The organism is Bradyrhizobium sp. CCGUVB4N, from assembly GCF_024199945.1.
In the GTDB taxonomy this organism is placed as follows: Bacteria; Pseudomonadota; Alphaproteobacteria; order Rhizobiales; family Xanthobacteraceae; genus Bradyrhizobium.
The window spans coordinates 8,867,535-8,893,988 of sequence record NZ_JANADP010000001.1; the positions used below are offsets into that span (position 1 = coordinate 8,867,535).

At 65.5% G+C, this 26,454-nt stretch carries 25 protein-coding genes; 12 read left to right on the forward strand and 13 right to left on the reverse strand.

All coding sequences use genetic code 11. The features are described from left to right. Positions 1-325 precede the first annotated feature (325 nt). Positions 326-1,243: a sulfite exporter TauE/SafE family protein gene (locus tag NLM31_RS41360; RefSeq protein ID WP_254134891.1), complete on the forward strand. Its 918-nt coding sequence runs from the start codon at positions 326-328 to the stop codon at positions 1,241-1,243. After that, entirely contained in the window at positions 1,240-2,010 is a 771-nt protein-coding gene (locus tag NLM31_RS41365; protein WP_254195924.1) for a TIGR02186 family protein, read from the forward strand. Before NLM31_RS41360 ends, NLM31_RS41365 begins: the two co-directional genes overlap by 4 nt. A gap of 175 nt (positions 2,011-2,185) precedes the next feature. Here the strand turns inward: NLM31_RS41365 and NLM31_RS41370 are convergent, their stop codons facing one another. Beyond that, positions 2,186-2,959: an MBL fold metallo-hydrolase gene (locus NLM31_RS41370; RefSeq protein ID WP_254134893.1), complete on the reverse strand. Its 774-nt coding sequence runs from the start codon at positions 2,957-2,959 to the stop codon at positions 2,186-2,188. Positions 2,960-2,973: 14 nt separating this feature from the next. Continuing rightward, positions 2,974-3,882, reverse strand: a complete 909-nt coding sequence (locus tag NLM31_RS41375; protein WP_254195925.1) for a DMT family transporter — start codon at positions 3,880-3,882, stop codon at positions 2,974-2,976. A 95-nt stretch (positions 3,883-3,977) separates the two neighbouring features. On the opposite strand from NLM31_RS41375, the gene NLM31_RS41380 reads away from it, so the two are divergent. After that, the gene (locus NLM31_RS41380) at positions 3,978-4,838 is read left to right on the forward strand and encodes a LysR family transcriptional regulator (RefSeq protein WP_254134895.1); all 861 of its coding nucleotides are present in this window, start codon (positions 3,978-3,980) and stop codon (positions 4,836-4,838) included. Between the two features lie 233 nt (positions 4,839-5,071). On the opposite strand, the gene pdeM is transcribed toward NLM31_RS41380, so the two are convergent. From pdeM to NLM31_RS41400, 4 genes are all read right to left on the reverse strand, one after another. Continuing rightward, positions 5,072-5,743, reverse strand: coding sequence for a ligase-associated DNA damage response endonuclease PdeM (gene pdeM / locus NLM31_RS41385; protein WP_254134896.1), 672 nt, complete (start codon positions 5,741-5,743; stop codon positions 5,072-5,074). A 52-nt stretch (positions 5,744-5,795) separates the two neighbouring features. After that, the gene (locus tag NLM31_RS41390; protein ID WP_254195926.1) at positions 5,796-8,369 is read right to left on the reverse strand and encodes a ligase-associated DNA damage response DEXH box helicase; all 2,574 of its coding nucleotides are present in this window, start codon (positions 8,367-8,369) and stop codon (positions 5,796-5,798) included. A gap of 51 nt (positions 8,370-8,420) precedes the next feature. Beyond that, entirely contained in the window at positions 8,421-9,650 is a 1,230-nt protein-coding gene (locus tag NLM31_RS41395) for an ABC transporter substrate-binding protein (protein ID WP_254195927.1), read from the reverse strand. A gap of 117 nt (positions 9,651-9,767) precedes the next feature. Continuing rightward, positions 9,768-10,694 (reverse strand): class I SAM-dependent methyltransferase, encoded by a 927-nt coding sequence (locus NLM31_RS41400; RefSeq protein ID WP_254195928.1) that lies wholly within the window; start codon positions 10,692-10,694, stop codon positions 9,768-9,770. A 52-nt stretch (positions 10,695-10,746) separates the two neighbouring features. On the opposite strand from NLM31_RS41400, the gene NLM31_RS41405 reads away from it, so the two are divergent. The 4 genes from NLM31_RS41405 to NLM31_RS41420 all read left to right on the forward strand — a co-directional run bounded on the left by NLM31_RS41405 (position 10,747) and on the right by NLM31_RS41420 (position 15,588). Next, on the forward strand, positions 10,747-11,784 hold the full coding sequence (locus NLM31_RS41405) for a ligase-associated DNA damage response exonuclease (RefSeq protein WP_254195929.1): 1,038 nt from the start codon (positions 10,747-10,749) through the stop codon (positions 11,782-11,784). Further along, positions 11,781-13,649, forward strand: coding sequence for a cisplatin damage response ATP-dependent DNA ligase (locus NLM31_RS41410; protein WP_254195930.1), 1,869 nt, complete (start codon positions 11,781-11,783; stop codon positions 13,647-13,649). Before NLM31_RS41405 ends, NLM31_RS41410 begins: the two co-directional genes overlap by 4 nt. A gap of 168 nt (positions 13,650-13,817) precedes the next feature. Continuing rightward, positions 13,818-14,120: a DUF6460 domain-containing protein gene (locus NLM31_RS41415; protein ID WP_254134902.1), complete on the forward strand. Its 303-nt coding sequence runs from the start codon at positions 13,818-13,820 to the stop codon at positions 14,118-14,120. An 85-nt stretch (positions 14,121-14,205) separates the two neighbouring features. Then, a complete protein-coding gene (locus tag NLM31_RS41420) occupies positions 14,206-15,588 on the forward strand; it encodes an MATE family efflux transporter (RefSeq protein ID WP_254195931.1) in 1,383 nt (460 codons plus the stop codon). A gap of 86 nt (positions 15,589-15,674) precedes the next feature. Here NLM31_RS41420 and NLM31_RS41425 read toward each other — a convergent pair whose 3' ends face one another. Then, positions 15,675-16,772, reverse strand: a complete 1,098-nt coding sequence (locus tag NLM31_RS41425; RefSeq protein ID WP_254195932.1) for a quinone-dependent dihydroorotate dehydrogenase — start codon at positions 16,770-16,772, stop codon at positions 15,675-15,677. Further along, the gene (locus tag NLM31_RS41430; protein WP_254195933.1) at positions 16,769-17,113 is read right to left on the reverse strand and encodes a DUF952 domain-containing protein; all 345 of its coding nucleotides are present in this window, start codon (positions 17,111-17,113) and stop codon (positions 16,769-16,771) included. Before NLM31_RS41430 ends, NLM31_RS41425 begins: the two co-directional genes overlap by 4 nt. A 213-nt stretch (positions 17,114-17,326) precedes the next feature. On the opposite strand from NLM31_RS41430, the gene NLM31_RS41435 reads away from it, so the two are divergent. Next, the gene (locus tag NLM31_RS41435; RefSeq protein ID WP_254195934.1) at positions 17,327-17,980 is read left to right on the forward strand and encodes a helix-turn-helix transcriptional regulator; all 654 of its coding nucleotides are present in this window, start codon (positions 17,327-17,329) and stop codon (positions 17,978-17,980) included. A gap of 194 nt (positions 17,981-18,174) precedes the next feature. Here the strand turns inward: NLM31_RS41435 and NLM31_RS41440 are convergent, their stop codons facing one another. The 5 genes from NLM31_RS41440 to NLM31_RS41460 form a co-directional block, all read right to left on the reverse strand. After that, complete coding sequence (locus tag NLM31_RS41440; protein ID WP_254195935.1) at positions 18,175-19,818, reverse strand: lysine--tRNA ligase; 1,644 nt, start codon at positions 19,816-19,818, stop codon at positions 18,175-18,177. Between the two features lie 226 nt (positions 19,819-20,044). After that, a complete protein-coding gene (locus NLM31_RS41445; RefSeq protein WP_254196347.1) occupies positions 20,045-20,992 on the reverse strand; it encodes a transporter substrate-binding domain-containing protein in 948 nt (315 codons plus the stop codon). Positions 20,993-21,084: 92 nt separating this feature from the next. Further along, complete coding sequence (locus NLM31_RS41450) at positions 21,085-21,675, reverse strand: SCO family protein (RefSeq protein WP_254134908.1); 591 nt, start codon at positions 21,673-21,675, stop codon at positions 21,085-21,087. 24 nt (positions 21,676-21,699) lie between these two features. Then, positions 21,700-21,894: a hypothetical protein gene (locus NLM31_RS41455; RefSeq protein ID WP_254134909.1), complete on the reverse strand. Its 195-nt coding sequence runs from the start codon at positions 21,892-21,894 to the stop codon at positions 21,700-21,702. A gap of 108 nt (positions 21,895-22,002) precedes the next feature. After that, positions 22,003-22,524, reverse strand: a complete 522-nt coding sequence (locus NLM31_RS41460) for a hypothetical protein (RefSeq protein ID WP_254134910.1) — start codon at positions 22,522-22,524, stop codon at positions 22,003-22,005. A gap of 250 nt (positions 22,525-22,774) precedes the next feature. Here NLM31_RS41460 and NLM31_RS41465 point away from each other — a divergent pair, with 250 nt between their 5' ends. The 4 genes from NLM31_RS41465 to NLM31_RS41480 all read left to right on the forward strand — a co-directional run bounded on the left by NLM31_RS41465 (position 22,775) and on the right by NLM31_RS41480 (position 26,338). After that, the gene (locus NLM31_RS41465; protein WP_254195936.1) at positions 22,775-24,445 is read left to right on the forward strand and encodes an FAD-binding dehydrogenase; all 1,671 of its coding nucleotides are present in this window, start codon (positions 22,775-22,777) and stop codon (positions 24,443-24,445) included. A gap of 3 nt (positions 24,446-24,448) precedes the next feature. Then, entirely contained in the window at positions 24,449-25,366 is a 918-nt protein-coding gene (locus NLM31_RS41470) for a PHB depolymerase family esterase (RefSeq protein WP_254195937.1), read from the forward strand. A 100-nt stretch (positions 25,367-25,466) separates the two neighbouring features. Then, positions 25,467-25,817 carry a RidA family protein gene (locus tag NLM31_RS41475; protein ID WP_148774597.1) on the forward strand — a complete coding sequence of 117 codons (351 nt, stop codon included), beginning with the start codon at positions 25,467-25,469 and terminating at the stop codon, positions 25,815-25,817. Between the two features lie 155 nt (positions 25,818-25,972). Then, positions 25,973-26,338, forward strand: a complete 366-nt coding sequence (locus tag NLM31_RS41480) for a nuclear transport factor 2 family protein (RefSeq protein WP_254195938.1) — start codon at positions 25,973-25,975, stop codon at positions 26,336-26,338. Positions 26,339-26,454 lie beyond the last annotated feature (116 nt).

Below are 26,454 nucleotides of genomic sequence, written 5' to 3' on the forward strand. Positions count from 1 at the left end.
GTGTCCACCTCTCCCCCAGCGGGGAGAGGTCGGATCGCTTTGGCGCGCAATTGCGCGCCTGAGCGATCCGGGTGAGGGGCCGCGGCACTCACCGAGACTGTAACCCCTCACCCGGATCGCATCTTCGATGCGTTCCGACCTCTCCCTTCGGGAGAGGTGATCCGCGTCCCTGGCTTGCATCAGTTCAGACAAGCTGGTCCCGATCATTCACCACGCGCCAATTTCCCGGTCCCTCCCCGCGCCGAATTCCGCTATTGAAGGGCGCGGCATGCCCTTCGAGCGAGCGCTCCGCGAAATCGATCCGTCTCGCCGGAGCGTGGGTCCGATGCAGCTCTACCTTCCGATCGCCGATCTTCCGGTCAACGTGTTCCTGGTGCTGGCGATGGGCGCGGCCGTCGGCTTCGTCTCCGGCATGTTCGGGATCGGCGGCGGCTTCCTGATGACGCCATTGTTGATCTTCATCGGCATCACGCCCGCGGTCGCGGTCGCCTCCGTCGCGAGCCATATCGCGGCCTCGTCGTTTTCCGGGGCGCTGACCTATTGGCGACGTCGCGCGATCGATCCGGCGCTGGCGAGCGTGTTGTTGTGCGGCGGCGTGACCGGCACGGCTCTGGGCGTCTGGACCTTCACGCAGCTCCGCGCGCTCGGCCAGCTCGATCTGATGATCGCGCTCTCCTACGTGGTGCTGCTCACCACGGTCGGCAGCCTGATGTTCTCCGAAGGCCTGCGCGCATTGATGCGGACCCGGCGCGGCGCCGTGCCGCCGCGCCGCACGCACAGCTGGATCCACGGCCTGCCGCTGAAAATGCGGTTCAAGCGCTCCAAGATCTATCTGTCGGTGATCCCGGTCGTCGTCATCGGCGTCGTGATCGGCTTCATCGGCGCGATCATGGGCATCGGCGGCGGCTTCATCCTAGTTCCGATCATGATCTATATCCTGCGCGTGCCGACCTCGACGGTAATCGGAACCTCGATGATCCTGACATTGGTCACCATGCTGTTCGCGACCATGCTGCATGCGGTGACCAATCATCTCGTCGACGCCGTGCTGGCGCTGATCCTGATGGTCGGCGGCGTGACCGGCGCGCAATTCGGCGCCCGCGCCGGCCAGAAGATCCGCGGCGAGCAGCTGCGGCTGCTGCTGGGCCTGCTGATCCTTTCGGTCGGCGTCCGCTTCGCGGTCGAGCTGGTGATCCGCCCCGAAGACCTCTTCACCATCCGTGAGCTGGGAGTGAGCGGATGACGCGCGTTGTTCTCGCGGCGCTTCTGGTGCTGTGGCTCGGCGCGTCCGCGCGGGCCGAGCGGCTGATCGTGTCGGTCTCCAACCACCGCGTCACGGTGACGCCAAACTATTCCGGCGAGGAGCTGGTGCTGTTCGGTTCGGTGGAGAAGGACGCTTCCACGCCGGCCGACCGCACGGCCTACGATCTCGTGGTCACCGTGATGGGCCCGCGCGCCGACATGGTGACGCGGCGCAAGGAGCGCACCTTCGGCATCTGGATCAACACCGACTACCGGCAGTTCCTGCAGGTGCCGAGCTATCTGGCGCTGTTCGCCAATCGGCCGTTCGACAGCATCACCTCGCCCGAGATCGCGCGGCGGCAGCAGATCGGGCTGAACAACGTGCTGCTGACCCAGCGCGTCAGCGGCGATTACGCCGACGTGGTGCCGAACGACGCCTTCCGCTCCGCGTTCATTCGCTTGCGCACCCAGCGCGGGCTCTATCGCGAGGATGCGAGCGCGGTGACGTTCCTGACGCCGACGCTGTTCCGGACCGGCATTCCGCTGCCGGCGGAGGTGCCGATCGGGACCTATGAGGTGGACATAAAACTGTTCGCGAACGGCGCGTTCATCGGCAAGACCGAGACCGCGTTCGAGATCGTCAAGGTCGGGTTCGAGCAGTTCGTCGCGACGACGGCGCGGCAGAACGGGCTGGTCTATGGCCTCGTCACGGCGGCCATGGCGCTGATGACGGGATGGATGGCGTCGATCGTGTTTCGGAAGGATTAGCCTCCGCCGTCATTGCGAGTGAAGGCACGCGGTAATCTCTCCGGGTCGTCCTGGCGAAAGCCAGGACCCATAACCACAGGCAGTCGTGATTGCGGAGACTCGGAGTTACCATCACGAGCCAAACTGCTCCCTGGGGTAATGGGTCCTGGCTTTCGCCAGGACGACGTCGGGGCAACTACGGCGCCTCAACCACCGTCGGCACGCCGGGCTCAAGCAACCGCAACCGCGTCCCGAAACCCAGCACGTCAAACGTCTTGCGCAGATCCTCGCTGTTCTGGCGGAAATGCGCCCAGCCTTCGGTATGCACGGGCACGATCATCGCGTCAGGGAAAGCGCGCGCGGTCTCGATGGTGTCGTTGGTGTCCATGGTGAGATGGAACGGCCCGCGCGTCTGCGCAGCACCCGCAAAGGGCAGCACCACGCCGCATTTGAAGCGGCGCGCGACCTCGGCGACGCCGTCGAACCAGGTGGTGTCGCCGCTGATATAGACCGCGCTCGTGTCCTTGCGGCTCGACTGCACCACGAAGCCGATGACATCGCCCGACAGCGGCTCGATGCCGGCCGGGCCGTGACGCGCCGGCGTGGCGGTGATGGTCAGCGTGTTGCCGTCGGCGTCCTTCAGATGCGCCGTCGCCCAGGGCGCGAGGCCCTCGACATGGCCGCCGAGACGTTTTGCGCCGGCCTCGGTCGTCAGCGCGCGCGGCGCCTTGAGCAGATAGTCGCGGCCGGACTTGTCGAGATTGTCGGAGTGCTGGTCGTGGCTGAGCAGCACGGCATCGATCGGGCCGATCGCGTCGGCCTTCACCGCGGGACCGATGGTCTTCTCGAGCTTCACATGCGGCAGCTGATAGGCGCCGGGCGCATCGAAGGTCGGATCGGTGAGCAGGCGAAAGCCGTCGATCTCGATCAGCGCGGTGGGGCCGCCGATCAGGGTGATGGACACAGGCATGAGGGGAACTCCTCTTACACGATCGCCTTTGCGGGGCGCGTCACCAGGTAAATGCCGAGCGCCACCGGAATGATCCCCAGCAGGTCGCGCATCTCGACATGCTCGCCGAGCACGAGGAAGGCGAACAGCATGCCGAGCGGCGGCATCAGGAAATGATAGGCACTGGCAGCCGTGGCGCCACACACTTTCAGGAGATGAAACCAGAGCCAGTAAGCCAGGATCGAGCCGCCGAGCACGAGGAAGGCGAAGGCACCGATCAGGCTTGGGGTGACGTCGATCGCATGAACGTCGGCGAAGGTGAGCGCGACCGGCGTCAGCACGATGCCCGCCGCGAGATTCTGCACGCCGTTGCCGATCCACAAGGACCCCTTCGGCGCGAACAGCTTGAACAGGATGGTGCCGGCGACGATGGAGGCGAGCGAGGCCAGCGTGAAGAGGATGCCGTGCAGAGAGTCCGTGCCGACCGCGAGGCGATGCCAGACGATCAGGGTGACGCCGATGATTCCAAGCGAGAGGCCGCTCGCCTTGCGCCAGGTCATGCCCTCGCCGAGCAGAAGCGCCGCGAGCGCAGCCGTGAACACCGGGTTGGCCGAGACGATCAGGCCGCCGAGGCCGGCGGAGACCGATTGCAGGCCGGTGTAGCCGAGCCCGAGATAGAGCGCGTTGTTGGCGATGCCGAGCACGGCAAAGATCAGGGCATCGCGCCACGACAACGACCAGTCGCCGCGGATAGCGGTGGCGCCGAGGATCAAGACGCCGGCGAGCGAGAAGCGCGCGGCCAGCAGGATCAGCGGCGGGCAATGGGTGACGCCGATCTTGCCGGCGACGAAAGCATAGCTCCAGAGCAGGCAGAACACGCCGATGGCGAGAGGCAACGTGTTGAAGCGGCTGCGGGGGACCGAAATCGAAGGGGCGAGGGACATGGCATTCTCCTGAGCCCTCGATCTAGGGACGCCGCTTGCTATTTGGAAATTAAATGATTAACTCGTCATCAGTGGATTTTCGAATGGAGGCGCCCATGCTCGATCTGGAGCTCCTGCGCAGCTTCGTCTCAGTGGTCGAGGCCGGCGGCTTCACCCGCGCGAGCGAACGCGTCCACCGCACGCAGTCGACCGTCAGCCAGCAGATCAAGCGGCTGGAGGAGGACGTCGGTCAGGTGCTGCTGCACCGTGACGGCAAGGACGTGCGCCCCACCGAGGCCGGCGAACGGCTGCTGTCCTATGCACGGCGGCTGCTGTCGCTGGCGGAAGAGGCGCGCGACGTGCTGCGCGAGCCCGACGGGGGCGCGGTCCGGCTCGGCATCCCCGAGGATTTTGCGGCGTATCGGCTGGCAAAGCTGCTCGGCGCGTTCTCGCGCTCTCATCCGAACCTGCGGCTCGACGTGCGCGCCGACCAGAGCAAGAACCTCGCCCGCGATCTCGAACGCGGCGAACTCGATCTCGCGCTCTACAAGCGTGAGGCCGGCGGCAAGGAAGCCATCGCGATCTGGCCGGAGGAGGTGCACTGGGTCACCAGCAAGAGCCATCCGGTCGATATCAACGTGCCGTCGGTGCCGCTGATCGGCTTTCCGCTCGGCTGCCTCTACCGCGCCGGCGCCATCCATGCGCTGGAAACCGCCGGCCGCGCCTGGCACATGTCATACTCGTCATCGAGCCTCGCCGGCATCCAGGCCGCCGTCGCCGCCGGCATGGGCCTGAGCATTCTGTCGGAAATGTCGATCCTGCCTGACCATCGCGTGCTGACGGCCAAGGACGGCTTTGCGCCGATCAACCGCACCGAGGTGGCGCTGATGGCCGCCCCGAACGCCAGCTCCGCGACGCTGCGGCTGGCGGATCGACTCGCTGAGTTTTGCGAGGACGTGCAGGCGAAGGCGGCTTAGTTGCCGTAGGAGAAATCTGCCGCCGCGATTCCAGTGCGTTCCCTCCCCCCTTGCGGGGGAGGGCTAGGGAGAGGGGTACCACACGGGGACTCTCTCGGTGAGCGCGTACGGCACGAACGAAGCTAGATAGACCTCTTCCTGGGCCCCCTCTCCCCCACCCTCCCCCGCAAGGGGGGAGGGAGCGCAGTTGTGCGCGTAGAGAGAGCGTTCGATCCGAATTGAGACGGCGCCAATCAATAGCAGCGCGACGCCGCAATCGCGTGCACGCGACGGTCGCCGAGCAGATGCGCGACAAAGCTGGTCTTCGGAAAGATCTTTGCAAACGCCGCATCGCGGATGCTGAGGCCGCCGGCATAGGCGCCGAAGGCCGGCATCACGGCGCGTAGGCCGTCGCTGGCGAAGCAACGGCGCTCCATCGAACGGCCGCGCGCGGAAACGCGCGCCTTGGGATGCAGATGGCCGGCGATCTCGCCATGCGCGCCGGTCGGCTCGTGGCGGAACGTGATCGGGCCGATCGCGACTTCATCGGCGACAGTGCCGCCGAGATCGCGCGGCAGCATGGGATCGTGATTGCCGGAGATCCAGATCCAGTCGCGGCCACTTTGGAGCGCGGCGACGGCGTCGCGGTCATCCGCGGAGAGGCGCTCGTGCGCGGCGCGATCGTGAAAGCTGTCGCCGAGCGCGATGACGATCTTTGGATCATGGCGGGAGATGACAGCAGCGAGCCGGCTCAGCGTCGCCAGCGTATCATAGGGCGGCAGCAGCACGCCGCGGGTGGCGAAGCTGGAACCTTTTTCAAGATGCAGGTCGGAGACGACGAGCAGGCGCTGCTCTTCCCAGAACAGCGCGCCGGAGAGATCGGCCGCAAAAGTCACATCGCTGATGCTGACCCTGGAAACGCGCATGTCCTCGACATCCTCTGAAACCAGCGCGCCCAACGTCACGTCAAAACCTGCTCTATCCCATCGCCTCTTTGACCAGCTCGTCGGCGGCTTCCGCCAACAGCTCGTCGCCAGCTTCGCCATAAACTGACTCGCGGCCGATTTCCAGCATCACGGGGACGGCGAGCGGGGAGACGTGGTCGAGTTCCCGGTGGGTGATGCGGCCCTGGATGCGGGCGAGCATGTCGCCGAGACGGCGCAGGTCGAGCAGGCCGGTGGCCGCGTCCGCGCGCGCGGCGCGCAGGAGTACGTGATCGGCCTGGTGCTTGCGCAGCACGTCGTAGACGAGATCGGTCGAGAACAGCACCTGGCGGCGGCTCTTCTCCTCGCCGGTGTGGCGGCGCGCGATCAGGCCGGAGATGATCGCGCAATTTCGGAACGTGCGCTTCATCAGAGCGGATTCGGCGAGCCAGGCCTCGAGGTCGTCGCCGAGCATATCGGGATCGAATAGCGCGTTGAGATCGAGCCTGCCGTTGCGGATCATGAAGGACATGTCGCCGAGCGCCCAGATCGCCACCGCATATTCGTTGGCGACGAAGCCGAGCGGCCGCGCCCGCGCGCGTTCCAGCCGGCGCGTCAGCAGCATGCCCAGCGTCTGGTGCGCGAGACGGCCTTCGAAGGGATAGCAGACGATGTAATGCTTGTTGGCGCGCGGAAAGCTCTCGACCAGCAACTCGCGCACCGCGGGCACGCGCGACACGTCCTTCTGCAATGACAACCAGTCACGCACCTGCTCCGGCAACGCTTTCCACGCGCGCCCGTCATCGAGCAGCCGGCGGACGCGTTCGGCGAGATAGGTCGAGAGCGGAAACTTGCCGCCCATATAGGACGGCACCTTGGGATCCTTGTCATGCGCGCGCGAGACATAGACCTGGTCCTCGACCAGGGTTTCGTAGCGCACGACCTCGCCGCTGAACACAAAAGTGTCGCCGGGGCTCAGGCCCTCGATGAAGGCCTCCTCGATCTCGCCGAGCAATCGGCCGCCGCGCGCGATCACGCCGGTCGCGCCACCTGCTTTTCCTTGCCCGCCGCCGCGCGAGCGCACCAGCCGCACCTTCAGCATGTCGTCCTCGACAATTGTGCCGACATTCATCCGGTAGCTCTGCCGCACTTTTGGATTGGCCACGCGCCAGCGGCCCTCCTTGTCCTGCTTGATGCGGGCGAAGCGCTCATAAGTTTTTAGCGCGTAACCGCCGGAGGCGACGAAGTCGACGACGTCGTCGAAATCCTGTCGCGTCAGATCGGCGTAAGGCGCCGCAGTGCGCACCTCGTCGTAAAGCGCCTCGGAGAAAAACGGCTCGCCGCAGGCGCAGCCGAGCACGTGCTGGGCCAGCACGTCGAGCGCACCGATGCGCAGCGGCGGCGTGTCCTGTGCGTTCTCGGCGATGGCGTCGATGGCGACGCGGCATTCCAGCACCTCGAAGCGATTGGCCGGCACCAGCACCGCGCGCGAGGCCTCGTCGAGGCGATGGTTGGCGCGACCGATGCGCTGCATCAGGCGCGACGCCCCCTTGGGCGCGCCGATATTGACGACGAGATCGACGTCGCCCCAGTCGACGCCGAGGTCGAGCGAGGAGGTGCAGACCACGCCGCGCAATTTGCCCGCCGACATGGCATCCTCGACCTTGCGGCGCTGCGCGACGTCGAGCGAGCCATGATGCAGCGCGATCGCCAGATTGTCGTCGTTCATGCTCCAGAGATTCTGGAACAGCATCTCGGCCTGGCTGCGGGTGTTGACGAAAACCAGCGTGGTCTTGTTCGCCTTGATCAGCTCGTAGATTTCAGGAAGCGCGTGGCGCGCGCTGTGACCGGCCCAGGGCAGCCGTTCGCGCGTATCGAGCATCTCGACCTGCGGCGGCGCCGCGCCGCCGGCGATGACGATGTCGGCGGAGCAGGCCTCTTTCGGTTGCGGCACCAGGAAGCGGGCCAGCGATTCCGGCTCGGCGACCGTTGCAGACAGGCCGATCGCGCGCATCTGCGGCGCCAGCCGCCACAGCCGCGCCAGGCCCAGCGAGAGCAGATCGCCGCGCTTGGAGGTCACCAGCGCGTGCAGCTCGTCCAGCACGATGCGTTTGAGCGAGGAAAATAAAAACGGCGCGTCGTCGGAGGAGAGCAGCAATGCGAGCTGCTCCGGTGTCGTCAGCAGGATGTCCGGCGGATAGCGCCGCTGCCGCTGGCGCCGCGACACCGGCGTGTCGCCGGTGCGGGTCTCGATCTTGATCGGCAGGCCCATCTCGGCGACCGGCCGCTCCAGATTGCGCGCGATGTCGACCGCGAGCGCTTTCAGCGGCGAGATGTAGAGCGTGTGCAGGCCGCTGCCGCGTTGCACGGCGCGGCCGGTGGAGACGACGGATTTCGCGGGAGAGGTCGGCGCGGCACTTAGTTCCACCAGCGTCGGCAAGAATCCCGCCAGCGTCTTGCCGGCGCCGGTCGGCGCGATCAGAAGCGCGCTAGCGTCCTCGCGCGCCTTCTCCAGCAGTGCGAGCTGATGCTCGCGCGGCGCCCAGCCACGGGCCGCAAACCACGCCTGGAAGCGCTCGGGCAGCAATGCGGCCGGCTCGGCCGGTATTTTGAGGATGCGGGGCGGCACGGCGTAAGAGGTAAGCCGTGCCGGCGGGTTCGTCGAGGGGTGGGGAGGTCCCTACTCCGACATCGGCTTGTCCGAGATATCCCAATCCTTGCCGCTGAAGATCGAGATGAACAGCGTCTTCATCGGCGTGTAGTCGTCGGGCGTATAGTCGTAGGTGACGCCGTCGAGGAAATAGGGCGAGTGGAAGCCCTTCAGCGTGGAGGCCTGCTTCAGCACGTTGGCGCGGGTGAGCTCGTCGCCGCAGCGGCGCAGGATCTCGCCCATGGTCACGGCCTGGCCGTAGCCGGCAAAGGCGATGGTGTTGTCCTGATCGATCGCCGGCGTGTACTGCTTGCGCAGTGCCTCGAACGCCATCACGTCGGGGTCCTTCTCCCATTTCGGCAGACCGACCTCCTTGTTGTAGCGGATGGCGACGATGCCCGCGGCGTTCTCGAGGCCCGCGGCGTTGAGGATCGAGCGGCCGGTCGAGCCCGCCGACAGCAGCTGCAGCGGCTTCCAGCCGAGCTCGGCGACTTTACGGATCGACTGCGACGTCGCCTTACCGGTGGTGATGTTGTAGAAAACGTCCGCGCCCGATTTCGAGAGATTGATGAGCTGGGAATCGACCGTGGGATCGGTGAGATCGTAGGTCTGTTCCATGATCACCGATGCGGTGCCGCCGGCATCAGCCAGCACCTTCTTGAAGGGACCGAGGAAGTCGCGACCGAAATCATCGTTCTGGTAGAGGATGCCGACCTTGGCATTCGGCTTCGTGGCGACGACGTGCCGCGCCAGGATGCGTGCCTCGGTCGGATAGAGCGGCAGGCCCGCCATCGTCCATTTGAACTCTTTCGGGTTATTCCACTTCGAGGCGCCGGTGTTGAGCAGCAGTTGCGGCACGCCCTTGGAGTTCAGGTATTTGTGCACGGCGGTCTGCGGCGCGGTGCCGAGCGAGCCGTAGAGCGCCAGCACCTCCTCCTGCTCGACGAGGCGGCGCGTCGCCTCGACGCATTTCGGCGCGCTGTAGGCGTCGTCCATGGTCAGGAACTTGATCTTGCGTCCGTTGATGCCGCCCTTCTCGTTCAGCATCTGGAAATAGGCTTCGCCAATGCGCCCGAGCACCCCGTAGAGCGAGCCGGGACCGGAGTGCGGCACGGTCTGCCCGATCTTGATCTCGGTGTCGCTGGCGCCCGCATCGTATTTCTTCTCGGCGGCCCAGACATACGGCGCGGGCAGAACGGATGCGGCAATGGTGGCGAGCGCGGCGGCGCTGACATCGCGCCGCGATGGATTCTTGGTCATTGTTGTTTCTCTCCCTAATGCGCGCATTGTGCTGGCTTCGCCGCACCGCTCGCAAGTAGGAAGATCGTCGCTGAGCGACGCATGACGCTTAATTTGCAGCGTGTTTAGCGCCTAGACTCAAGTTTTCTCGGCAACGACGACGAGACCGCGCACCGGCTCGTTGTTCTCGTTGCGCGGCGAGCACGGCTCCAGTGTGAGAAGCTTGAGGCCGGCCTTCGCGATCGCACCGCGCGCATATTCCGCCGAATGGGCATAGCGCAGGCCTTCGCCGAGAACAGTGCCATCGCCGTCATGCGTCTCCAGCGTGAAGGCAAGCACGCCGCCGGTCGCAAGCACGCGCCTTGCTTCCGTGAGCACCGGCGCGAGATCGGAGAGATAGACGAAGGCGTCAGCGGCGACGACGAGGTTCGCGTATCCGTCCGCCTTGCTGCGCAGGCCTTCGATCATGTCGGCGACCTCGAGCTCGGCGTAGAGCTCGGTGGCGCGCGCCTCCTTGATCATGCCGGGCGACAGATCGATGCCGATAAAATAGTCGACCTGTTTTGCGAAGGCAGCCGCCGCCAGGCCGGTGCCGCAGCCGAGATCGATGGTGCGTTTGAAAAACGCCGGCTTCTTCGCCGCGACGCGCGCGGCCAGCACCGCCTTGAAGATCAGCGACGGCGCGCGATAGCCGAGATCGTTGATCAGCGCGTGCTCGAAGCGCGGCGCGTATTGGTCGAACAGCGCCTGCACATAGGCCTTGGGCATCTCCGCCATCTCGGTATCGCCAAGCCGCATCAGATGCAGGCCGGCGCCGTGCTGGTCCTCCGGATCGGACTCGCGGGCTTTGCGAAATGCCGCGATCGCCTTGTCGCGCTCGCCGAGCTGCTGGCGGATCTCGCCGAGCGTGAACCAGGCGGAGGTGAAGTTTGGCGCGAGCTCGATCGCCTGCTCGATCAGATCGGCGGCGGCGGGCAGATCGCCCTTGAGCTGGAGGTCGCGTGCGAACTCGAAACGGCGGTCGGCCATGAGATCGCCGGAGGTCAGAAACAGGCGGAGCGGCATTGGGAACCAGGTGGTGACTCGAAGATGCGGTGGAGCGACCTATATACCAATCATGCGCCCGCAAGACATCCTGCTGCCAACTGCTGACGGCCTGTGCTGCAAGCCCGGCGGCTTCCACATCGACCCCGTCCGCCCGGTCGAGCGCGCCGTGATCACCCACGGCCATTCCGACCATGCCCGCGCCGGCCATGGCGCGGTGCTGGCGACGCAGGAAACCCTGGACATGATGCGGCTGCGCTACGGCGAGAATTTTGCCGGCGCGACGCAAATCATCAGCTATGGCGAGGAGATCCGCCTCGGCGACGTCAAGGTGAAGTTTCATCCCGCCGGCCATGTGCTGGGCTCGGCGCAGATTGCCGTCACCTGCAAGGACACCTGCATCGTCGCCTCCGGCGACTACAAGGACGCGCCCGACCCGACCTGCGTACCGTTCGAGCTGGTGCCCTGCGATGTCTTCATCACCGAGGCCACGTTCGGCCTGCCGGTGTTTCGCCATGGCGATGCGGCCCTCGAGGTGAAGAAGCTGCTCGCCTCCGTCGCGCTGTTTCCGGAGCGCGCGCATCTCGTCGGCGCCTACTCGCTCGGCAAGGCGCAGCGCGTAATCGCGCTGCTGCGCCTCGCCGGCTATGACGCTCCGATCTACCTGCACGGCGCGATGGAGAAGATCACCGAATATTATCAGAGCCGCGGCATCGCGCTCGGCGAGCTCAGGCCGGCGATGGGTGTGAAGAAGGCGGCATTCGCCGGCACCATCACGCTGGCGCCGCCGTCGGCGACATCAGATATCTGGGCGCGACGCTTCCCCGATCCCGTCACCGCCTTCGCCTCGGGCTGGATGCGCGTGCGCGCCCGCGCGCGGCAGGGTGGCGTCGAATTGCCGCTGGTGATCTCCGATCACGCCGATTGGGACGGCCTCACCGCCACCATCGCCGCGACCGGCGCCGGCGAGATCTGGGTGACCCACGGCCAGGAAGATGCGCTGGTGCATTGGTGCAAGACGAAAGGCCTGCGGGCGCAACCGCTCGATCTCGTCGGTTATGGCGAGGAAGAGGAGAGCGAGCCGCCGATGCAAGGCGAGGCCGAGGCATGAACCGCTTCGCCGAGCTGCTCGACCGCCTCGCCTATGAGCCCGGCCGCAACAACAAGCTGCGGCTGCTTACCAGCTATTTTCGCGAGGTCGGCGATCCCGACCGCGGCTACGCGCTGGCCGCGCTCACCGGCGCGCTCAGCTTCAAGCACGCGAAGCCGGCGTTGATCCGCGACTTGATTGCGTCGCGCACCGATGAGGTGCTGTTCGGGTTGAGTTACGATTATGTCGGTGATCTCTCGGAGACGGTGGCGCTGATGTGGCCGCGCAGAATCGTCAACAATGACAAGTCTTTTCCGAGCCACCCCTCTCCCCCGCCCTCCCCCACAAGGGGGGAGGGAGCGCAGTTGCGCGTGCCGCAGCAGTTCACCTCGATAGTCGATCATGGTTCAGCGAGTGATGGACGCACCACTCTCACCGTTCCCTCCCCCCTTGTGGGGGAGGGGCAGGGAGAGGGGTATCACACGGGCGGTGTCACTTTTGACTCACGCCACAACAACCCGCCTCCCCCAACCCTCACCGAAGTCGTCACTACGCTGCGCACGCTCGGCAAGAGCGAACTGCCGAAGCAACTCGAACGATGGCTCGACGAGCTCGACGAGACCGGCCGCTGGGCCCTACTAAAACTCGTCACCGGCGCGCTTCGCATCGGCATCTCCGCGCGGCTGGCGAAGACGGCTGCCGCGGCGCTTGGCGACAAGGATCCGCATGAGGTCGAGCTGATCTGGCCGGGCCTCACGCCGCCCTATCTCGACCTGTTCGCCTGGCTGGAAGGCCGCGCCGAGAAGCCGGTCAATCGCGATCCCGCGCCGTTCCGCCCCGTCATGCTGGCGCATGCGATCGAGGACAGCGATTTCCAAAACCTCGATCCAGCCGACTACGTCGCCGAATGGAAGTGGGACGGCATCCGCGTGCAGGCGGTCGCCGGCCGCGACGACCGCGGGCAAATCACGGCGCGGCTCTATTCGCGCACCGGCGAGGATATCACCGGAAGTTTTCCGGACCTCGTTCCATCACTGCGCCTGCTGGGCGCGATCGACGGCGAGCTGCTGATCCTGCGCGAAGGCCGCGTGCAGAGTTTCAACGTCCTGCAGCAGCGGCTCAACCGCAAGGCCGTCTCGCCGAAGCTGATCAAGGAATTTCCGATCCATCTGCGCGCCTATGATCTGCTCGGCGACGACGGGAACGATTTGCGCGAACTGCCGTTCGCGGAGCGACGCGAGCGGCTCGAAACCTTCATCTCAAAGCTCGGCGATCCCCGCATCGACCTCTCGCCCACCGTCCCCTTTGCGAGTTGGGACGCACTCACCGCCGCGCGCGCCGATCCCGCGAGTGCCGGCGCGGGCGAGGATGCTGACGCCGTCGAAGGCGTGATGCTGAAGCGGCGCGATGCGCCCTACGTGCCGGGCCGGCCGAAGGGGCAGTGGTGGAAGTGGAAGCGGGACCCGCACATCATCGATGCCGTGCTGATGTATGCGCAGCGTGGCCACGGCAAGCGCTCGTCCTACTATTCCGACTACACGTTTGGCGTCTGGACCGAGACCGAGAGCGGCGAGGAGCTGGTGCCGGTCGGCAAAGCCTATTTCGGCTTCACCGACGAGGAGCTGTTGCAGATCGACCGCTTCGTCCGCCGCAACACCACCGAAAAGTTCGGCCCCGTCCGCCACGTCGTGCACGAGGGCGACAAGGGGCTGGTGCTGGAGGTGGCGTTCGAGGGGCTGCAGCGCTCGCCGCGGCACAAATCCGGCGTCGCGATGCGCTTTCCCCGCATCAGCCGCCTGCGCTGGGACAAGCCACCGCGGGAGGCGGACCGGCTGGAAACGCTGGAAAAAATGCTGAAAGCGGAAGCGGCGGAGGTTGAGGCGTGAGGCATGGCAAGTGCGCCCCCTCTCCCGCTTGCGGGAGAGGTTGCAGCCAGCCCGCGGCACGCGCTTGCCCAAATTAATATCCTGTAAGCCGATTGACGCACCCTTACGGGTTCCCCATGTCCCCCGCCGTGACCTATAATCCGGGCGAATCCGCCCAAGGAGTTTGAGATGGCCCACGACGTCAGAGATTTGCCGGCCGGCCACAGCGATGGCCTGCACCGCTTTCTCGGCGGCTCGCCGCTGGCGGTCGCGTTTCGCCTGGTGCTGCTCTCGATCCTGGTCGGCGTCGTGCTGGCCGCGATCGGCTTCGATCCCTGGAACATCCTCATCAGCATTCGCCTGCTGTTCCAGCGCATCTGGGATCTCGGTTTCGATGCGGTGAACTGGCTGTGGCGCTACTTCCTGCTCGGCGCGGTCATCGTGATCCCGATCTGGCTGTTGTCGCGCATCTTCGGCTCGCCGCGCCGCTAAGGTCCTTTGAAATGCGCGGCCGGCGCAAGCACGCCATGCCGGCCGCGATGGTGCAATTGGGCGGTTGGTCGGGTAGACGCAGCTGATGCACGCCCCCGTTCACCCCAAGGTCGGCAGCCGCCAGGTCTTCGCCATAGCAGGCCCAGCGATGGTCGCGAACCTGACGACGCCGCTGATCGGCGTGGTCTCGACCACCGCGATCGGCCGGCTCGACGATGCCGCGCTGCTCGGCGGCGTCGCGATGGCCTCCGTCATCTTCGACTGCCTGTTCTGGCTGTTCGGCTTCCTGCGCATGAGCACGCTCGCCTTCACCGCGCAGGCGCTCGGCGCGGGCGAGACGCGCGAGCAGACCGTGATCCTGGTGCGCGGCTTCATCGTCGCCGGCCTGATCGGCGGCGCACTGATCGCGCTGCAATTGCCGCTGGCCGGTGCGCTGTTCGATTTGATGGGCGGCAGCGCGGGCGTGACGCACGCGGCAAAGACCTATTTCATGATCCGGATCTGGTCGTCGCCGTTCGCGTTCGCCAACTACGTCATTCTCGGCTGGCTGGTCGGACAGGCTCGCGCCAATCCGGCGCTGCTGCTGCAGGTCGTCATCAACCTCATCAACATGGCCGCGACGATCCTGCTGGTGCTGGTCTACGACACCGGCATTGCCGGTGCGGCGATCGCCGCGCTGCTGTCGGAGGGCATCGGCTTCGTGCTTGGCGTCATCGTCTGCCGGCGCCATGCCGATGGGGGCTTTGCCGTTCCCACCGCAACGCTGTTCGATCGTGCCAAGCTGATGCGGCTGCTGGCCGTCAATTCCGACATCATGATCCGCACCGCGGCGCTGATCACCGTGTTCCTGTTCTTCACAGCCAAGGGCGCCCGCGCCGGCGACGTCACGCTGGCGGCGAACTCCGTGCTCAACAATTTCCTGCTGGTCAGCGCCTTCTTCCTCGACGGTCTCGCCAACGCCGCCCAGCAGCTTTGCGGCCGCACCTTTGGCGCCCGCGATGCCAAGGGATTTGCGGATTCGACGCGGCTGGTGCTGCTGTGGGGCCTCGGCTTCGCGATCGTCGTCGCGGTGCTGTTCGCGCTGTTCGGGCCGAACCTGATCAACTTCATGACGGCAAGCGAGGATGTTCGCCGCGCCGCGCGCGAGTTCCTCCCGTTCATCGTGCTGGCGCCGGTCCCCGGCGTGTTCGCCTTCGGTTTCGATGGCATCTATGTCGGTGCCACCTGGGCGCGCGAGATGCGCAACCTGATGCTGGCCTCGCTCGCGATCTTCTTCGCCATCTGGCTGGCGCTGCAGTCGTTCGGAAACACCGGGCTGTGGTGCGCGCTGATTGCGTTTTACGTGGCACGCGGCGGATTGCAGGGGGCGCGGTATCCGGCGCTGTATCGGGCGACGTTCCTTTCTTCTCCTTCTCCCCGCTTGCGGGGAGAAGGTCGGGATGAGGGGGAGTCTCCGCAAGGACGGTGAGAACGGGATTCGCGGAGAGTCCCCCTCACCCGGAATTTGCTCACGCAAATTCCGGCCTCTCCCCGCACGCGGGGAGAGGCGAAGAACTACATCCCCGGCCAGTCTTCCGCCGTCAGCGTCGCCGCATCGGCACCGACGATCTCGGACAGCGAATCGCGCCCCGTGCGCAACAGGGTCGAGGTGAGGTCGCGCTTGATCTCGTCGACGAGGCCGAGGCCCTTGTAGACCAGCGACGAATAAAGCTGGATCAGGCTCGCGCCGGCGCGGATCTTTGTCAGCGCCGCACCGCCGGAGTCGACGCCGCCGACGCCGATCAGCGGGAAGGCGCCCTCGACGCGGACATAGGTCTCCGCGACCATGCGCGTCGACAGGCGGAACAGCGGCCGGCCCGACAGGCCGCCCTGCTCCTTCGACCGCATTTCCTCGCGCAGCGTGCTCGGCCGCGCAATCGTCGTGTTCGACACGATCATGCCGTCGACCTTGCGCGAGCGCGCGACCTGCACGACGTCGTCGAGCTGGGCGAGACTGAGATCAGGCGCGATCTTCAGCAGCACCGGCGTATCGCCGGCCTTCTGCCTGACACGCTCGCGCGCATCGATGACGCGTCCAAGCAGATCGTCGAGCAGCGCGCCTTCCTGGAGATTGCGCAGGCCCGGCGTGTTCGGCGAGGAAACGTTCACAGTGAAATAGCTCGCGACCGGCGCAAAGGTCTCGATCAGCTTGACGTAGTCGGCGACGCGATCCGGCGAATCCTTGTTGGCACCGACATTGACGCCGACGATGCCGCCGTTCGCCGCGCGCGCAGCGAGCCGGCGCAGCGCGACCTCGGCGCCGTCATTGTTGAAACCCATGCGGTTGATGACGGCTTCGTCACGCTCCAGCCGAAACAGCCGCGGCCGCGGATTGCCTCCCTGCGGCTTCGGCGTCACCGAGCCGATCTCGACGAAGCCGAAGCCGAGCCGCAGCAATGCATCGGGCACTTCCGCGCTCTTGTCGAAGCCTGCGGCCATGCCGATCGGGTTGGGAAAGTTGAGCCCGAACGCGCGCACCGCGAGTTTTGGATCGTCGTTGCGCGGCTTCACCGGCGGCAGAAAGCGCAGGCCCTGGATCGCCAGGCGGTGCGCATCTTCCGGATCGAGCCAGCGCAACACCGGCAGCGAGAAAGCATCGAAAGCGCGGATCACGGGGCGAGCTCCGGGGTATCGTGGCCGCCATCGGAGCGCATGTTGAGATTGATCACCGAGAGCACCGCGCCGAGATCGAGTTCCCCATAGAGATGCGGAAACAGCTCGTCGTTGCGCGAACGCTCCCAGCGCAATTCGGCTCCGAGCGCGTCGCCGTCGACCTCGACCAGGAACAGCGCGCGCTGGCCGAAATAATGCTTGCGCAAGGTCTCCGGAACCTGGGCGGCGGTCGAGAAGTGGATGAATCCATCGCGCGCGTCATCCGCGCTGCCGCTGTACACGCCGTGCCGTTCCGCCTCGCGCCAGGCCGAGGCCGGACAGATTTTGTAGATCTTGACCACCGCTACCGGAGCCCTGTTTGCCGCTGAGCCGCTTGTCGAGTCAGCCCATTGAGTCTTTTGGGTTTTTTCGTCTCTTGCGGGTGTTAAAACCCGGCGCGACCGTAAAGGCCGCCTTCCCTGAACTCAAGAGTTTGCCGCCACCCCTTGCGCGAAAAACGGAAAACCGGTTGATTTGAGGACAGTTTTCCTGAGTTGCGACGGGCTGGACCTTCTATGGTCAAACAGGCCAAAGCGCAGAGGATGCTGACCCACGACCAGATCTGGGGCGCGCTGGATCGCCTGGCCGCGCGCGCCGGGCTGTCGTCGTCCGGCCTTGCCAAGCGGGCCGGGCTCGACCCCACCACCTTCAACAAGTCCAAGCGCGTCACCTCCGACGGCCGCGAGCGCTGGCCCTCGACCGAATCGATCGCGAAGGCACTGGCGGCCGCGGAGTCCACGATCGACATTTTCGCCAGGCTGATCGGCGACGATTCCGGCGACGGCCGCACCGTGCCGCTGCTTGGCATCACGCAGGCCGGCGCGAACGGCGCGTTCGACGAATCCGGCTTTCCATCCGGCAAGGGCTGGAGCGAGATCGCATTGCCGGCCGCCGAGGACAGCCACGCCTTCGCGCTGGAGATTTCCGGCGATGCGCTCACGCCCGCCTATCGCGACGGCGATGTCATCCTGGTCTCGCCCGGCGCACCGATCCGCAAGGGCGATCGCGTGGTGGTGAAGACGAAGGCGGGCGAATTGATGCTCGCGACGCTGAAGCGCCGCACGGCGAAGGGGCTGGACTTGCAGCCACTCGATGCAACGCAAGACGAGCACGCGATGGCGGCGGGTGATGTTGCCTGGATCGCAAGGATTGTTTGGGCGAGCCAGTGAGGGGCGTTGAGCGGCCGCCACACCACCGGTGTCGTCCCGGCGAAGGCCGGGACCCATAACCACAGGGAGAGGTTTGGCGGAAGGTCGCAGTTGTACTTCGGTACGACGACCGCGACTCCTCGAGCGATCACGCGGTATGGGTCCCGGCCTTCGCCGGGACGACAGTGGTGGGTGGGGCTAGAACAACCCGCCCCTCACGCACTCCTTGCCAGCGCGCCGTCGATCATGTTGACCGCGTTCTGCACGCCGTACACCGCCACGAACGAGCCGAAGCGCGGGCCCTTCTCCTGGCCGAGCAGCACCTGATAGAGCATGTTGAACCAGTCGAGCGTCACGCCCGGACGGCCGTCCTTGCCCTTCTTGACCTGGTCGAGGAACGGCTCGCGGCGGCCGATCTCGTAGACGACGTTCTGGATGTCTTCGGCCGACGCGTCCGCCGGAAGCTGCGACAGCGCTTCGCGCAAATCCTGCAGCGCGGCGCGCTCCGTATCTGTCGGCACACGGAACTGCTTCGTCGGCGCGACGAAATCGCGATAATAATTGATGGCGTAGCCGACCATCGCATCCAGCTTCGGATGCGTCTGCGGGCTCACGCCGGGACGATAGCGGCCGATGAAACCCCACAGCGTCTCGGCGTTTTCCGCGTTCGACGACGACACCAGCGTCAGCAGAAGCTGGAACGTGACGGGCATATCGCCCTGCGGCGGGCGGCCATGATGGATGTGCCAGACCGGATTGCCGAGCTGCTGCTTGCCATCCTGCTTCGCGAAGCCATCAGTGAATTGCTGATAGTCGTCGACCTGGCGCGGGATGACGTCGAAAAACAGCCGCTTCGCCGCCTTCGGCTCGCGGTACATGAACAACGACAGCGATTCCGGCGAGGCGTAGCGCAGCCATTCGTCGATGGTCAGGCCGTTGCCCTTCGACTTCGAGATCTTCTGGCCCTTCTCGTCGAGGAAGAGCTCGTAGTTGAAACCTTCGGGCGGCGTGCCGCCGAGCGCCCTGGCGATGGCGCCGGAGAGCTTCACGGAATCGATCAGGTCCTTGCCCGCCATTTCGTAGTCGACGCCGAGCGCGACCCAGCGCATCGCCCAGTCGGCCTTCCACTGACACTTGACGTTGCCGCCGGTGACGGGCGTCTCAACCTCTTCGTTGGTATCGGGATCGACATAGGTCACCGTGCCGGCGGGGACGTCGCGGCGGATCATCGGCACCTGCAGCACGACACCCGTGGTCTTGCTGATCGGGAGGAACGGCGAATAGGTGGCGCGGCGATCCGGGCCGAGCGTCGGCAGGATGATCTCCATCACCTTGTCGTAGGCCGCGAGCATCTTGAGCAGCGTCGCATCGAAGCGGCCGGACTTGTAATAGACGGTCGAGCTCGCGAACTCGTAGTCGAAGCCGAAATGATCCAGGAACGCGCGCAGGCGCGCGTTGTTGGCGTCACCGAACGAGGGATGCTCGTTCGAGAACGGGTCGGGCACCGCGGTGAGCGGCCGCCCCAGATATTGCGCCAGCAGATCCTTGTTCGGCACGTTGTCCGGCACCTTGCGGAAGCCGTCCATGTCGTCGGAGAAGGCGAGCAGGCGCGTCTTGATCTTGTCCTCGGTCAGCACCCGAAAGGCATGGCGCACCATCGAGGTGCGCGCGACCTCGCCGAACGTGCCGATATGCGGCAGGCCTGAGGGACCGTAGCCGGTCTCGAACAGCACCTCGTCCTTCGGGCTTTTCTTCAGCCGCGCGACAATGGCCTTCGCCTGCTCGAACGGCCAGGCATTGGATTGTTCGGCGAGCGCACGAAGATCGCTCGGGGTCATGTTCGGGTCGATAACGGACATCAAAGGGCCTCCGGGCCGCGGAAAATAGCGATTTTTGCGCGGAATGCAAAAGTTGGTGCGGCTATCGCCGCTCTTACTCCCTCGCCCCGTTCTTACGGGGAGAGGGTTGGGGTGAGGGGCTGCTTCCGCGATCACGGTGAGAGCTGGACTCGCGGAGAGTCCCCCTCACCCGGATTGCATCTTCGATGCAATCCGGCCTCTCCCCGCACGCGGGGAGAGGCGAAGATCAAAACGGGCTCACCGAGAAATACCGTAGCCACAGATCCGTGTAGCGGCCTTTTTCCCAGACGCGGAACAGGGCCCAGTTCAGGGCCTGGCGCAGCACGTCGTTGCCCTTGCGCACGGCGATGCCGATGCCTTCGCCGAAGAAGCGGCTCTCGACGAAGGGGCCGCCGGAGAAGGCACAGCAATCGCCGGAATCGGTGCCGTTGATCCAGAACGCCAGCGAGATGGCGTCGCCGAAGATGAAATCGACCTCGCCCTTGCGGAGCGCATTGCGCAAGCTGTCGTCGTTGGGATAGCCGTGCAGCTCGGCGTCGGTGAACATCGCCTTGAGATAGGCCTCATGCGCGGAGCCCGCGATGACGCCGACCTTCTTGCCCTCGAGATATTCGGGCCGGATCTCCGGCATCACCGCATCCTTGCGCGAGGCGAAGCGCGCCGGCACGCGGTAATAGGGGTCGGTGAAATCGACGCGCGCGCGAAGCTGCGGGCTCACCGCCATGGACGCAATGATCGCATCGCCCCGGTTCGAGGTGAGCGCATCGACCAGCGTCTCGAAGCGGCGCATCTGCACCGTGCAGGTGACCTTGATCTCCTCGCACAGGCTGCGCGCGAGATCGACGTTGAAGCCGGCCGGATTGCCGTCGGCACCGGTGTAGTTGAACGGCGGATAGTCGGTCTCGGTCAGGAAGCGGATCACGGTCAGGCGCGACAGATCGGGCCGCTCCGGGCGCCGCCGCGGGTCCCAGAAGCCGGGCACGGCCTGGGGGGCGGCTTGAGGCGCAGCTTGAGGCGTAGCTTGGGTCGTGGCTTGCGGCGCAGCCGGCGGCTGCTTCGCCGGCGCCTGGGCGTTCGCGTTGGGCAGGCCTGTGAGCAGGCACGCGGCGAGGCCCAGCCCGGCCAGCAAGCCGCGGGCAGATTTGGACGATTTCGCCTGTTGCGATGGAGCCATCGGCCGGAAATGAATGAATTTCATTGGGATCGGAAGGCCTTATAGACCATCCGGCCGGGAACGCGAGCGCGGAATGTGATTAACCAGAGGCCTCAGAGATATCGCTTCAGCTCGGTCGCGGCCTCTTCGGGGCTGCGCTTCAGGTTGAACGGCGAGACGAAACGGCCGTCGCGGTCCATCAGGTAGATCAGCGCGGTGTGGTCCATGGTGTAGTCGCCGTCCTTGGTCGGGACCTTCTTGGCATAGACCCGGTAGGAGGTGATCACCTTGGCGGTCTCGGCGGGATCGCCGGACAGGCCCTCGAGATGCGGGTCGAAGCTGGCGAGATAGTCCTTCATGATCGCCGGCGTGTCGCGCTCGGGATCGACCGAGATGAAGACGGCGTTGACCTTGTCGGCATCCTTGCCCATCGCGCGCAGCACTTCCGAGATCTCGAACAGCGAGGTCGGGCAGACGTCGGGGCAATGGGTGTAGCCGAAGAAGATCAGGGTCGGCTTGCCCTTGAGGTCCTTGTCGGTGAAGGCCTTGCCGGCCTGGTCGGTGAGCTGGAACGGGCCGCCGATCGCGGCCGGCTGCGCCACCTTGCTGACCCCGCCCATGGCCCAGAACAGCACCAGCAGACCGACGACGAGGCTCGAGGCGAAGGCGGTCGCAATCACCAGCGGACGGGCAGTGGAGCTCATGAGCGGAAAACTTCCTGTCGCGGGTCAGAAGCAGGCGGCAAAGCCGGTCCTGATCATTTCGAAGAACACCTGGGAGCCGTAATGGAACCAGAGCGCGAGCGCGCCGATGACCATCAGCCCACCGAGCCCTGCACCGGCCAATAGCAGCACGGAGGCCGCGCGGCCGGCATTGGGCGAATTGTCCTCTAGCGGATGGGCCGTGTGCTTTGGTTGAGCCATCACAATTATCGGAGCGAAGGCCCCGGTTCCCAGGCTCTCAGATAAGCTTTGGCCCGCCTGCGGGCAAGGCGCCGCGGCGGGCCAGAACGATCCCTCAGGTCGGGAATGTCAGTGCAGGAGCTGGCCCCGGGCGGATTCGAGCTGGTCCGCTTGGGGGAGGGGCCCGCGCGACGGCTTGTTGGTCGAGGCCTGCGCGTCCAGATAGCAGGGCTTGTACATGGCCTGGAGCTGCCTGCCCTTCAGGAACAGCATGTGCGGCGTGAGGCCGCCGCGCTGCGTGATCCAGCGCTTCACCTGAGAGGGATACATCGCATAGAGCATCTGGGTCGCTTCGGCATTGGTCACGGCGCGACCGTTGGTGCCGAAATCCCAGGCGGCGTGGAAGCCGAGCGTCGCGTGCGAGGTGACGCAGATGCGGTCGTGCGGGATGGCGCCGAGGACGATGGTGCAGGCGGAGGCGCAGAGGCCGTCGATGATGACGGTATCACCGGACTGGCGCAGATCCTGGTACTTGTCGACGTAGGTTCCGATCCGGCCGCCGCGGTCATCCGCGATTCGAACCACTGCGTGAGACGCCCCCATGCAAGCGATCAGGCAAACCGTCGCAAGCAACCCCGTCAGAAACTTCATTATCCCCCGCCCCGGTCGTTTTCGAATCTGCGTGTCAGGTGGTGATGCGCGCCTAGCGTCGGTCGACTCCGTGGTTTTGTCTAGGCAGGCCGGCTCGCTCAAAACAAATTCAAATCCAGTGTTGCGTCCGCGCTGCACTCGGCCGGCCTTCATCCCAAAGTGGAACAAGTTAACGGTGTCTTACGCGCCATGCCCTTGATCTCAGTTACCGCAACTGGCTTCAATTCCGGGCAACTACAGGGGGGAACTCATGGCCGGGCATTCGACCGAGCAGGCTGACGTGATTGTCGTCGGCGGAGGACTATCGGGACTGGTCGCCGCGACCGAGATTGCGGATGCCGGCAAGCGCGTGATCGTCCTCGACCAGGAGGGCGAGCAGTCGCTCGGCGGCCAGGCGTTCTGGTCGTTCGGCGGATTGTTTCTGGTTGATTCGCCGGAGCAGCGCCGGCTCGGCATCAAGGACTCCTTCGAGCTGGCGATGCAGGACTGGCTCGGTACCGCCGGCTTCGACCGCGACGAGGATTATTGGCCGCGCAAATGGGCCGAGGCCTATGTGGCGTTCGCGGCCGGCGAGAAGCGCGACTGGCTGCGCGCGATGGGGCATCGCATCTTCCCCGTGGTCGGCTGGGCCGAACGCGGCGGCTACGACGCGATGGGCCACGGCAATTCGGTGCCGCGCTTTCACGTCACCTGGGGCACCGGCCCCGGCATCGTCGAGCCGTTCGAGCGCCGCGCACGCGAAGCCGCCGGGAGCGGCCGGCTGATCTTCAAATTCCGCCATCGCGTCGATGCGCTCTCGATCACCAACGGCACGGTGGACGGCGTCAGCGGCGCGATCCTCGCGCCTGATAACGTCGCGCGCGGCAAGAGCTCGTCGCGCGATGTCGTCGGCGAGTTTGCGCTGAAGGCGCAGGCCGTGATCGTGGCGTCCGGCGGCATCGGCGGCAATCATGATCTGGTGCGGGCGAACTGGCCGGAGCGGCTCGGCACCCCGCCAAAGTTCATGATCTCGGGCGTGCCCGAGCATGTCGACGGCCGCATGATCGGCATCACCGAAAAGACGGGCGCGCGGCTGATCAACCGCGACCGCATGTGGCATTATGTCGAGGGCATCCAGAACTGGTCACCGATCTGGCCACGCCACGGCATCCGCATCCTGCCGGGCCCCTCCTCGATGTGGTTCGACGCCACGGGCACGCGGCTGCCGGCGCCGCTGTTTCCGGGCTCCGACACGCTCGGCCAGCTCAAATACATCATGTCGACAGGCTATGATTATTCCTGGTTCATCCTGACGCAGGCCATCATCAAGAAGGAGTTTGCGCTGTCGGGCTCGGAGCAGAACCCCGATCTCACGGGCAAGAGCTGGCGCATGACCTTGCGCCGCGCCACCAACAAGGGCGCGCCGGCGCCGGTAGAGGCGTTCAAAAGCCATGGTGTCGACTTCATCGTGCGCGACAAGATCGAAGACCTCGTCGCCGCCATGAACAAACTCGCCGGCAACGATTTGCTCAAGCTCGACGAGATCAAAATGCAGATCGAGGCGCGCGACCGCGAGATCGCCAATCCCTACGTCAAGGACGCGCAGGTGATGAACATCCACAATGCGCGGCGTTACATCGGCGACAAGCTGATCCGCACGGCGTCCCCGCATCGCATTCTCGATCCGGAGAAGGGACCGCTGATCGCGGTCAAGCTCAACATCCTCACCCGCAAGACACTGGGCGGCTTCGAGACCGATCTCGACTCGCGCGTGTTCGGCGCCGAGGGCAGCGTCATTCCCGGCCTCTATGCGGTCGGCGAAGCCGCCGGCTTCGGCGGCGGCGGCGTGCACGGCTATCGCTCGCTCGAGGGCACCTTCCTCGGCGGTTGCCTGTTCTCGGGCCGCAACGCCGGCCGCGCCGCGGCAAAAGCGGTGGGATAAATCATGAAGTGGTGGATGCGCGTCGGGGCATTTGTTGCGGCACTCACCGCAGCGCCGGCGGCGTCCGCCGAGACGATCGACGTCAACGGTACGATGCGCTCCTACACCGTACAGCTGCCGGCGAAGAAACCGGCGCCGCTCGTGATCGTGCTGCATGGCAAGACCCAGCGCGGCGCCGACATGGTCACGCGGACGGCGTGGCCACAGGTCGCCAAACGCGAGGGGCTGGCTGTGGCGTTTCCCGACGGCCTCAACCATGCCTGGGCCGATGCGCGGACGAAGGCGGGGCCTGAACTGCGTGGTCCACCGCCGGGCACCGATGACATCGCCTTCATCACAAAGCTCGTCGAGAAGCTGGTGGCCGACGGCACGGCCGATGCCAAACGCGTCTATGTCACCGGCGTTTCCAATGGCGGCGCCATGGTGATGACGCTGATCTGCGCGCGCGCCGATCTGTTTGTGGCCGGTGCCAGCGTGATCATGAACCTCACCGATGAGACCGCCGTCACCTGCCATCCGTCGCGGCCGCTGCCGATGCTGATCATGAACGGCACGGCCGACCCGCTGATCCCCTACGAGGGCGGACGCGGGTCGAGCTATTTTGCCGCAGACGGCTTCTGGTCCACCGAGAAGACCGTGGCATTCTGGCGCGAGCTCAATGGCTGCGAGAGCGACGACGCCAGCGTGACCGATCTCCCCGGTAAGGCGCCCGACGATCAATCCAGCGTCACGCGGATCACATCACGCTGCCCTGCAGGGCACGACGTCCTGCTTTATCGCATCAACAATGGCGGACATCGCATGCCCGGATTTGCGCCGGATGCCCGCTTCCCGAAGGTTGCAACCGGCCTGCTCGGGCCGCAGAACGCCGATATCGACGGCGCCGAGGCGATTTGGGCTTTCTTCAGCCGGTTTCGTTGAATGAACGCATGCGTACCCGGCAATGCATGCGTGCCCGGGGTGGCACAGCGCGGGGTGCTGCGCTAGACAGGGCCGCCATTCCCACCAGGAGATCCCGTAAATGAGCATTCAGCGTTTTGAAACCGGCCCGCGCATGAGCCAGGTCGTCGTGCACGGCAACACCGTTTATCTCGCCGGTGTCGTCGCCAACAACGCGGCCGGCGAAAGCGTGACCAAGCAGACCCAGGACATCCTGAAGACCATCGACGGCCATCTCGCCAAGGCCGGCACCGACAAGTCGAAGCTGCTGTCGGCCACGATCTACATCACCGACATGAAGACGTTCCAGGAAATGAACGCCGTGTGGGACGGCTGGGTGTCGCCCGGCAACACCCCCGCCCGCGCCACCGTCGAAGCCAAGCTGGCGGCGCCGCAATACACCGTCGAGATCATGGTGACCGCTGCGAAGTAAATTCGCGCGGAACCGACATGCGACAAGAGCGCGATGAGACCATCATCGCGCTCTTTTTTTTGCGAACACATGATCTCCGAGGTAATCGATCCTCGCACGCGAACCTTCGATAGTCGGGTCAGCCGAACCACACGGCGCCATCGAAGGAGAGTTTCATGACCGACCACGTCACCATCGCCCGCCGCTACATCGATCTCTGGAACGAGCGCGCACAAGACCGCCGCCGCGAACTGCTCAGCGAGAACTGGACGGCGGATGCGAGCTATGTCGATCCGCTGATGAAGGGGGACGGCCGGGACGGTATCGATGCGCTGATATCAGGCGTGCAGCAGCGCTTTCCCGACTTCAAGTTCACGCTGCTCGGCGAGCCCAACGGCTACGGCGACCATGTCCGCTTCAGCTGGGGCCTCGGCCCTGATGGCGTCGATAGCCCGATCAAGGGCACGGATTTCGCCGTGCTGAAAGACGGGCGGATCAGGAGCATCACGGGATTTCTGGATCAGGTGCCTGCGGGCGCGTGAGGGCGATAAGCGCCGCCTCAAACACCGGTGTCGTCCCGGCGAAGGCCGGGACCCATACCGCGTGATCTATCGGATTGCGGGCGCTGCGAGTACCGAACGACTGATCTTCGCCAAAC

Excerpts from the sequence above, each read along its gene's own strand:
- NLM31_RS41360 (WP_254134891.1), top strand. The coding sequence starts at position 326 with ATGCAGCTCTACCTTCCGATCGCCGATCTTCCGGTCAACGTGTTCCTG.
- NLM31_RS41365 (WP_254195924.1), top strand. The coding sequence starts at position 1,240 with ATGACGCGCGTTGTTCTCGCGGCGCTTCTGGTGCTGTGGCTCGGCGCG.
- NLM31_RS41370 (WP_254134893.1), bottom strand. The coding sequence starts at position 2,959 with ATGCCTGTGTCCATCACCCTGATCGGCGGCCCCACCGCGCTGATCGAG.
- NLM31_RS41375 (WP_254195925.1), bottom strand. The coding sequence starts at position 3,882 with ATGTCCCTCGCCCCTTCGATTTCGGTCCCCCGCAGCCGCTTCAACACG.
- NLM31_RS41380 (WP_254134895.1), top strand. The coding sequence starts at position 3,978 with ATGCTCGATCTGGAGCTCCTGCGCAGCTTCGTCTCAGTGGTCGAGGCC.
- pdeM (WP_254134896.1), bottom strand. The coding sequence starts at position 5,743 with ATGCGCGTTTCCAGGGTCAGCATCAGCGATGTGACTTTTGCGGCCGAT.
- NLM31_RS41395 (WP_254195927.1), bottom strand. The coding sequence starts at position 9,650 with ATGACCAAGAATCCATCGCGGCGCGATGTCAGCGCCGCCGCGCTCGCC.
- NLM31_RS41400 (WP_254195928.1), bottom strand. The coding sequence starts at position 10,694 with ATGCCGCTCCGCCTGTTTCTGACCTCCGGCGATCTCATGGCCGACCGC.
- NLM31_RS41405 (WP_254195929.1), top strand. The coding sequence starts at position 10,747 with ATGCGCCCGCAAGACATCCTGCTGCCAACTGCTGACGGCCTGTGCTGC.
- NLM31_RS41410 (WP_254195930.1), top strand. The coding sequence starts at position 11,781 with ATGAACCGCTTCGCCGAGCTGCTCGACCGCCTCGCCTATGAGCCCGGC.
- NLM31_RS41415 (WP_254134902.1), top strand. The coding sequence starts at position 13,818 with ATGGCCCACGACGTCAGAGATTTGCCGGCCGGCCACAGCGATGGCCTG.
- NLM31_RS41420 (WP_254195931.1), top strand. The coding sequence starts at position 14,206 with ATGCACGCCCCCGTTCACCCCAAGGTCGGCAGCCGCCAGGTCTTCGCC.
- NLM31_RS41435 (WP_254195934.1), top strand. The coding sequence starts at position 17,327 with ATGGTCAAACAGGCCAAAGCGCAGAGGATGCTGACCCACGACCAGATC.
- NLM31_RS41440 (WP_254195935.1), bottom strand. The coding sequence starts at position 19,818 with ATGTCCGTTATCGACCCGAACATGACCCCGAGCGATCTTCGTGCGCTC.
- NLM31_RS41445 (WP_254196347.1), bottom strand. The coding sequence starts at position 20,992 with ATGGCTCCATCGCAACAGGCGAAATCGTCCAAATCTGCCCGCGGCTTG.
- NLM31_RS41450 (WP_254134908.1), bottom strand. The coding sequence starts at position 21,675 with ATGAGCTCCACTGCCCGTCCGCTGGTGATTGCGACCGCCTTCGCCTCG.
- NLM31_RS41455 (WP_254134909.1), bottom strand. The coding sequence starts at position 21,894 with ATGGCTCAACCAAAGCACACGGCCCATCCGCTAGAGGACAATTCGCCC.
- NLM31_RS41460 (WP_254134910.1), bottom strand. The coding sequence starts at position 22,524 with ATGAAGTTTCTGACGGGGTTGCTTGCGACGGTTTGCCTGATCGCTTGC.
- NLM31_RS41465 (WP_254195936.1), top strand. The coding sequence starts at position 22,775 with ATGGCCGGGCATTCGACCGAGCAGGCTGACGTGATTGTCGTCGGCGGA.
- NLM31_RS41470 (WP_254195937.1), top strand. The coding sequence starts at position 24,449 with ATGAAGTGGTGGATGCGCGTCGGGGCATTTGTTGCGGCACTCACCGCA.
- NLM31_RS41475 (WP_148774597.1), top strand. The coding sequence starts at position 25,467 with ATGAGCATTCAGCGTTTTGAAACCGGCCCGCGCATGAGCCAGGTCGTC.
- NLM31_RS41480 (WP_254195938.1), top strand. The coding sequence starts at position 25,973 with ATGACCGACCACGTCACCATCGCCCGCCGCTACATCGATCTCTGGAAC.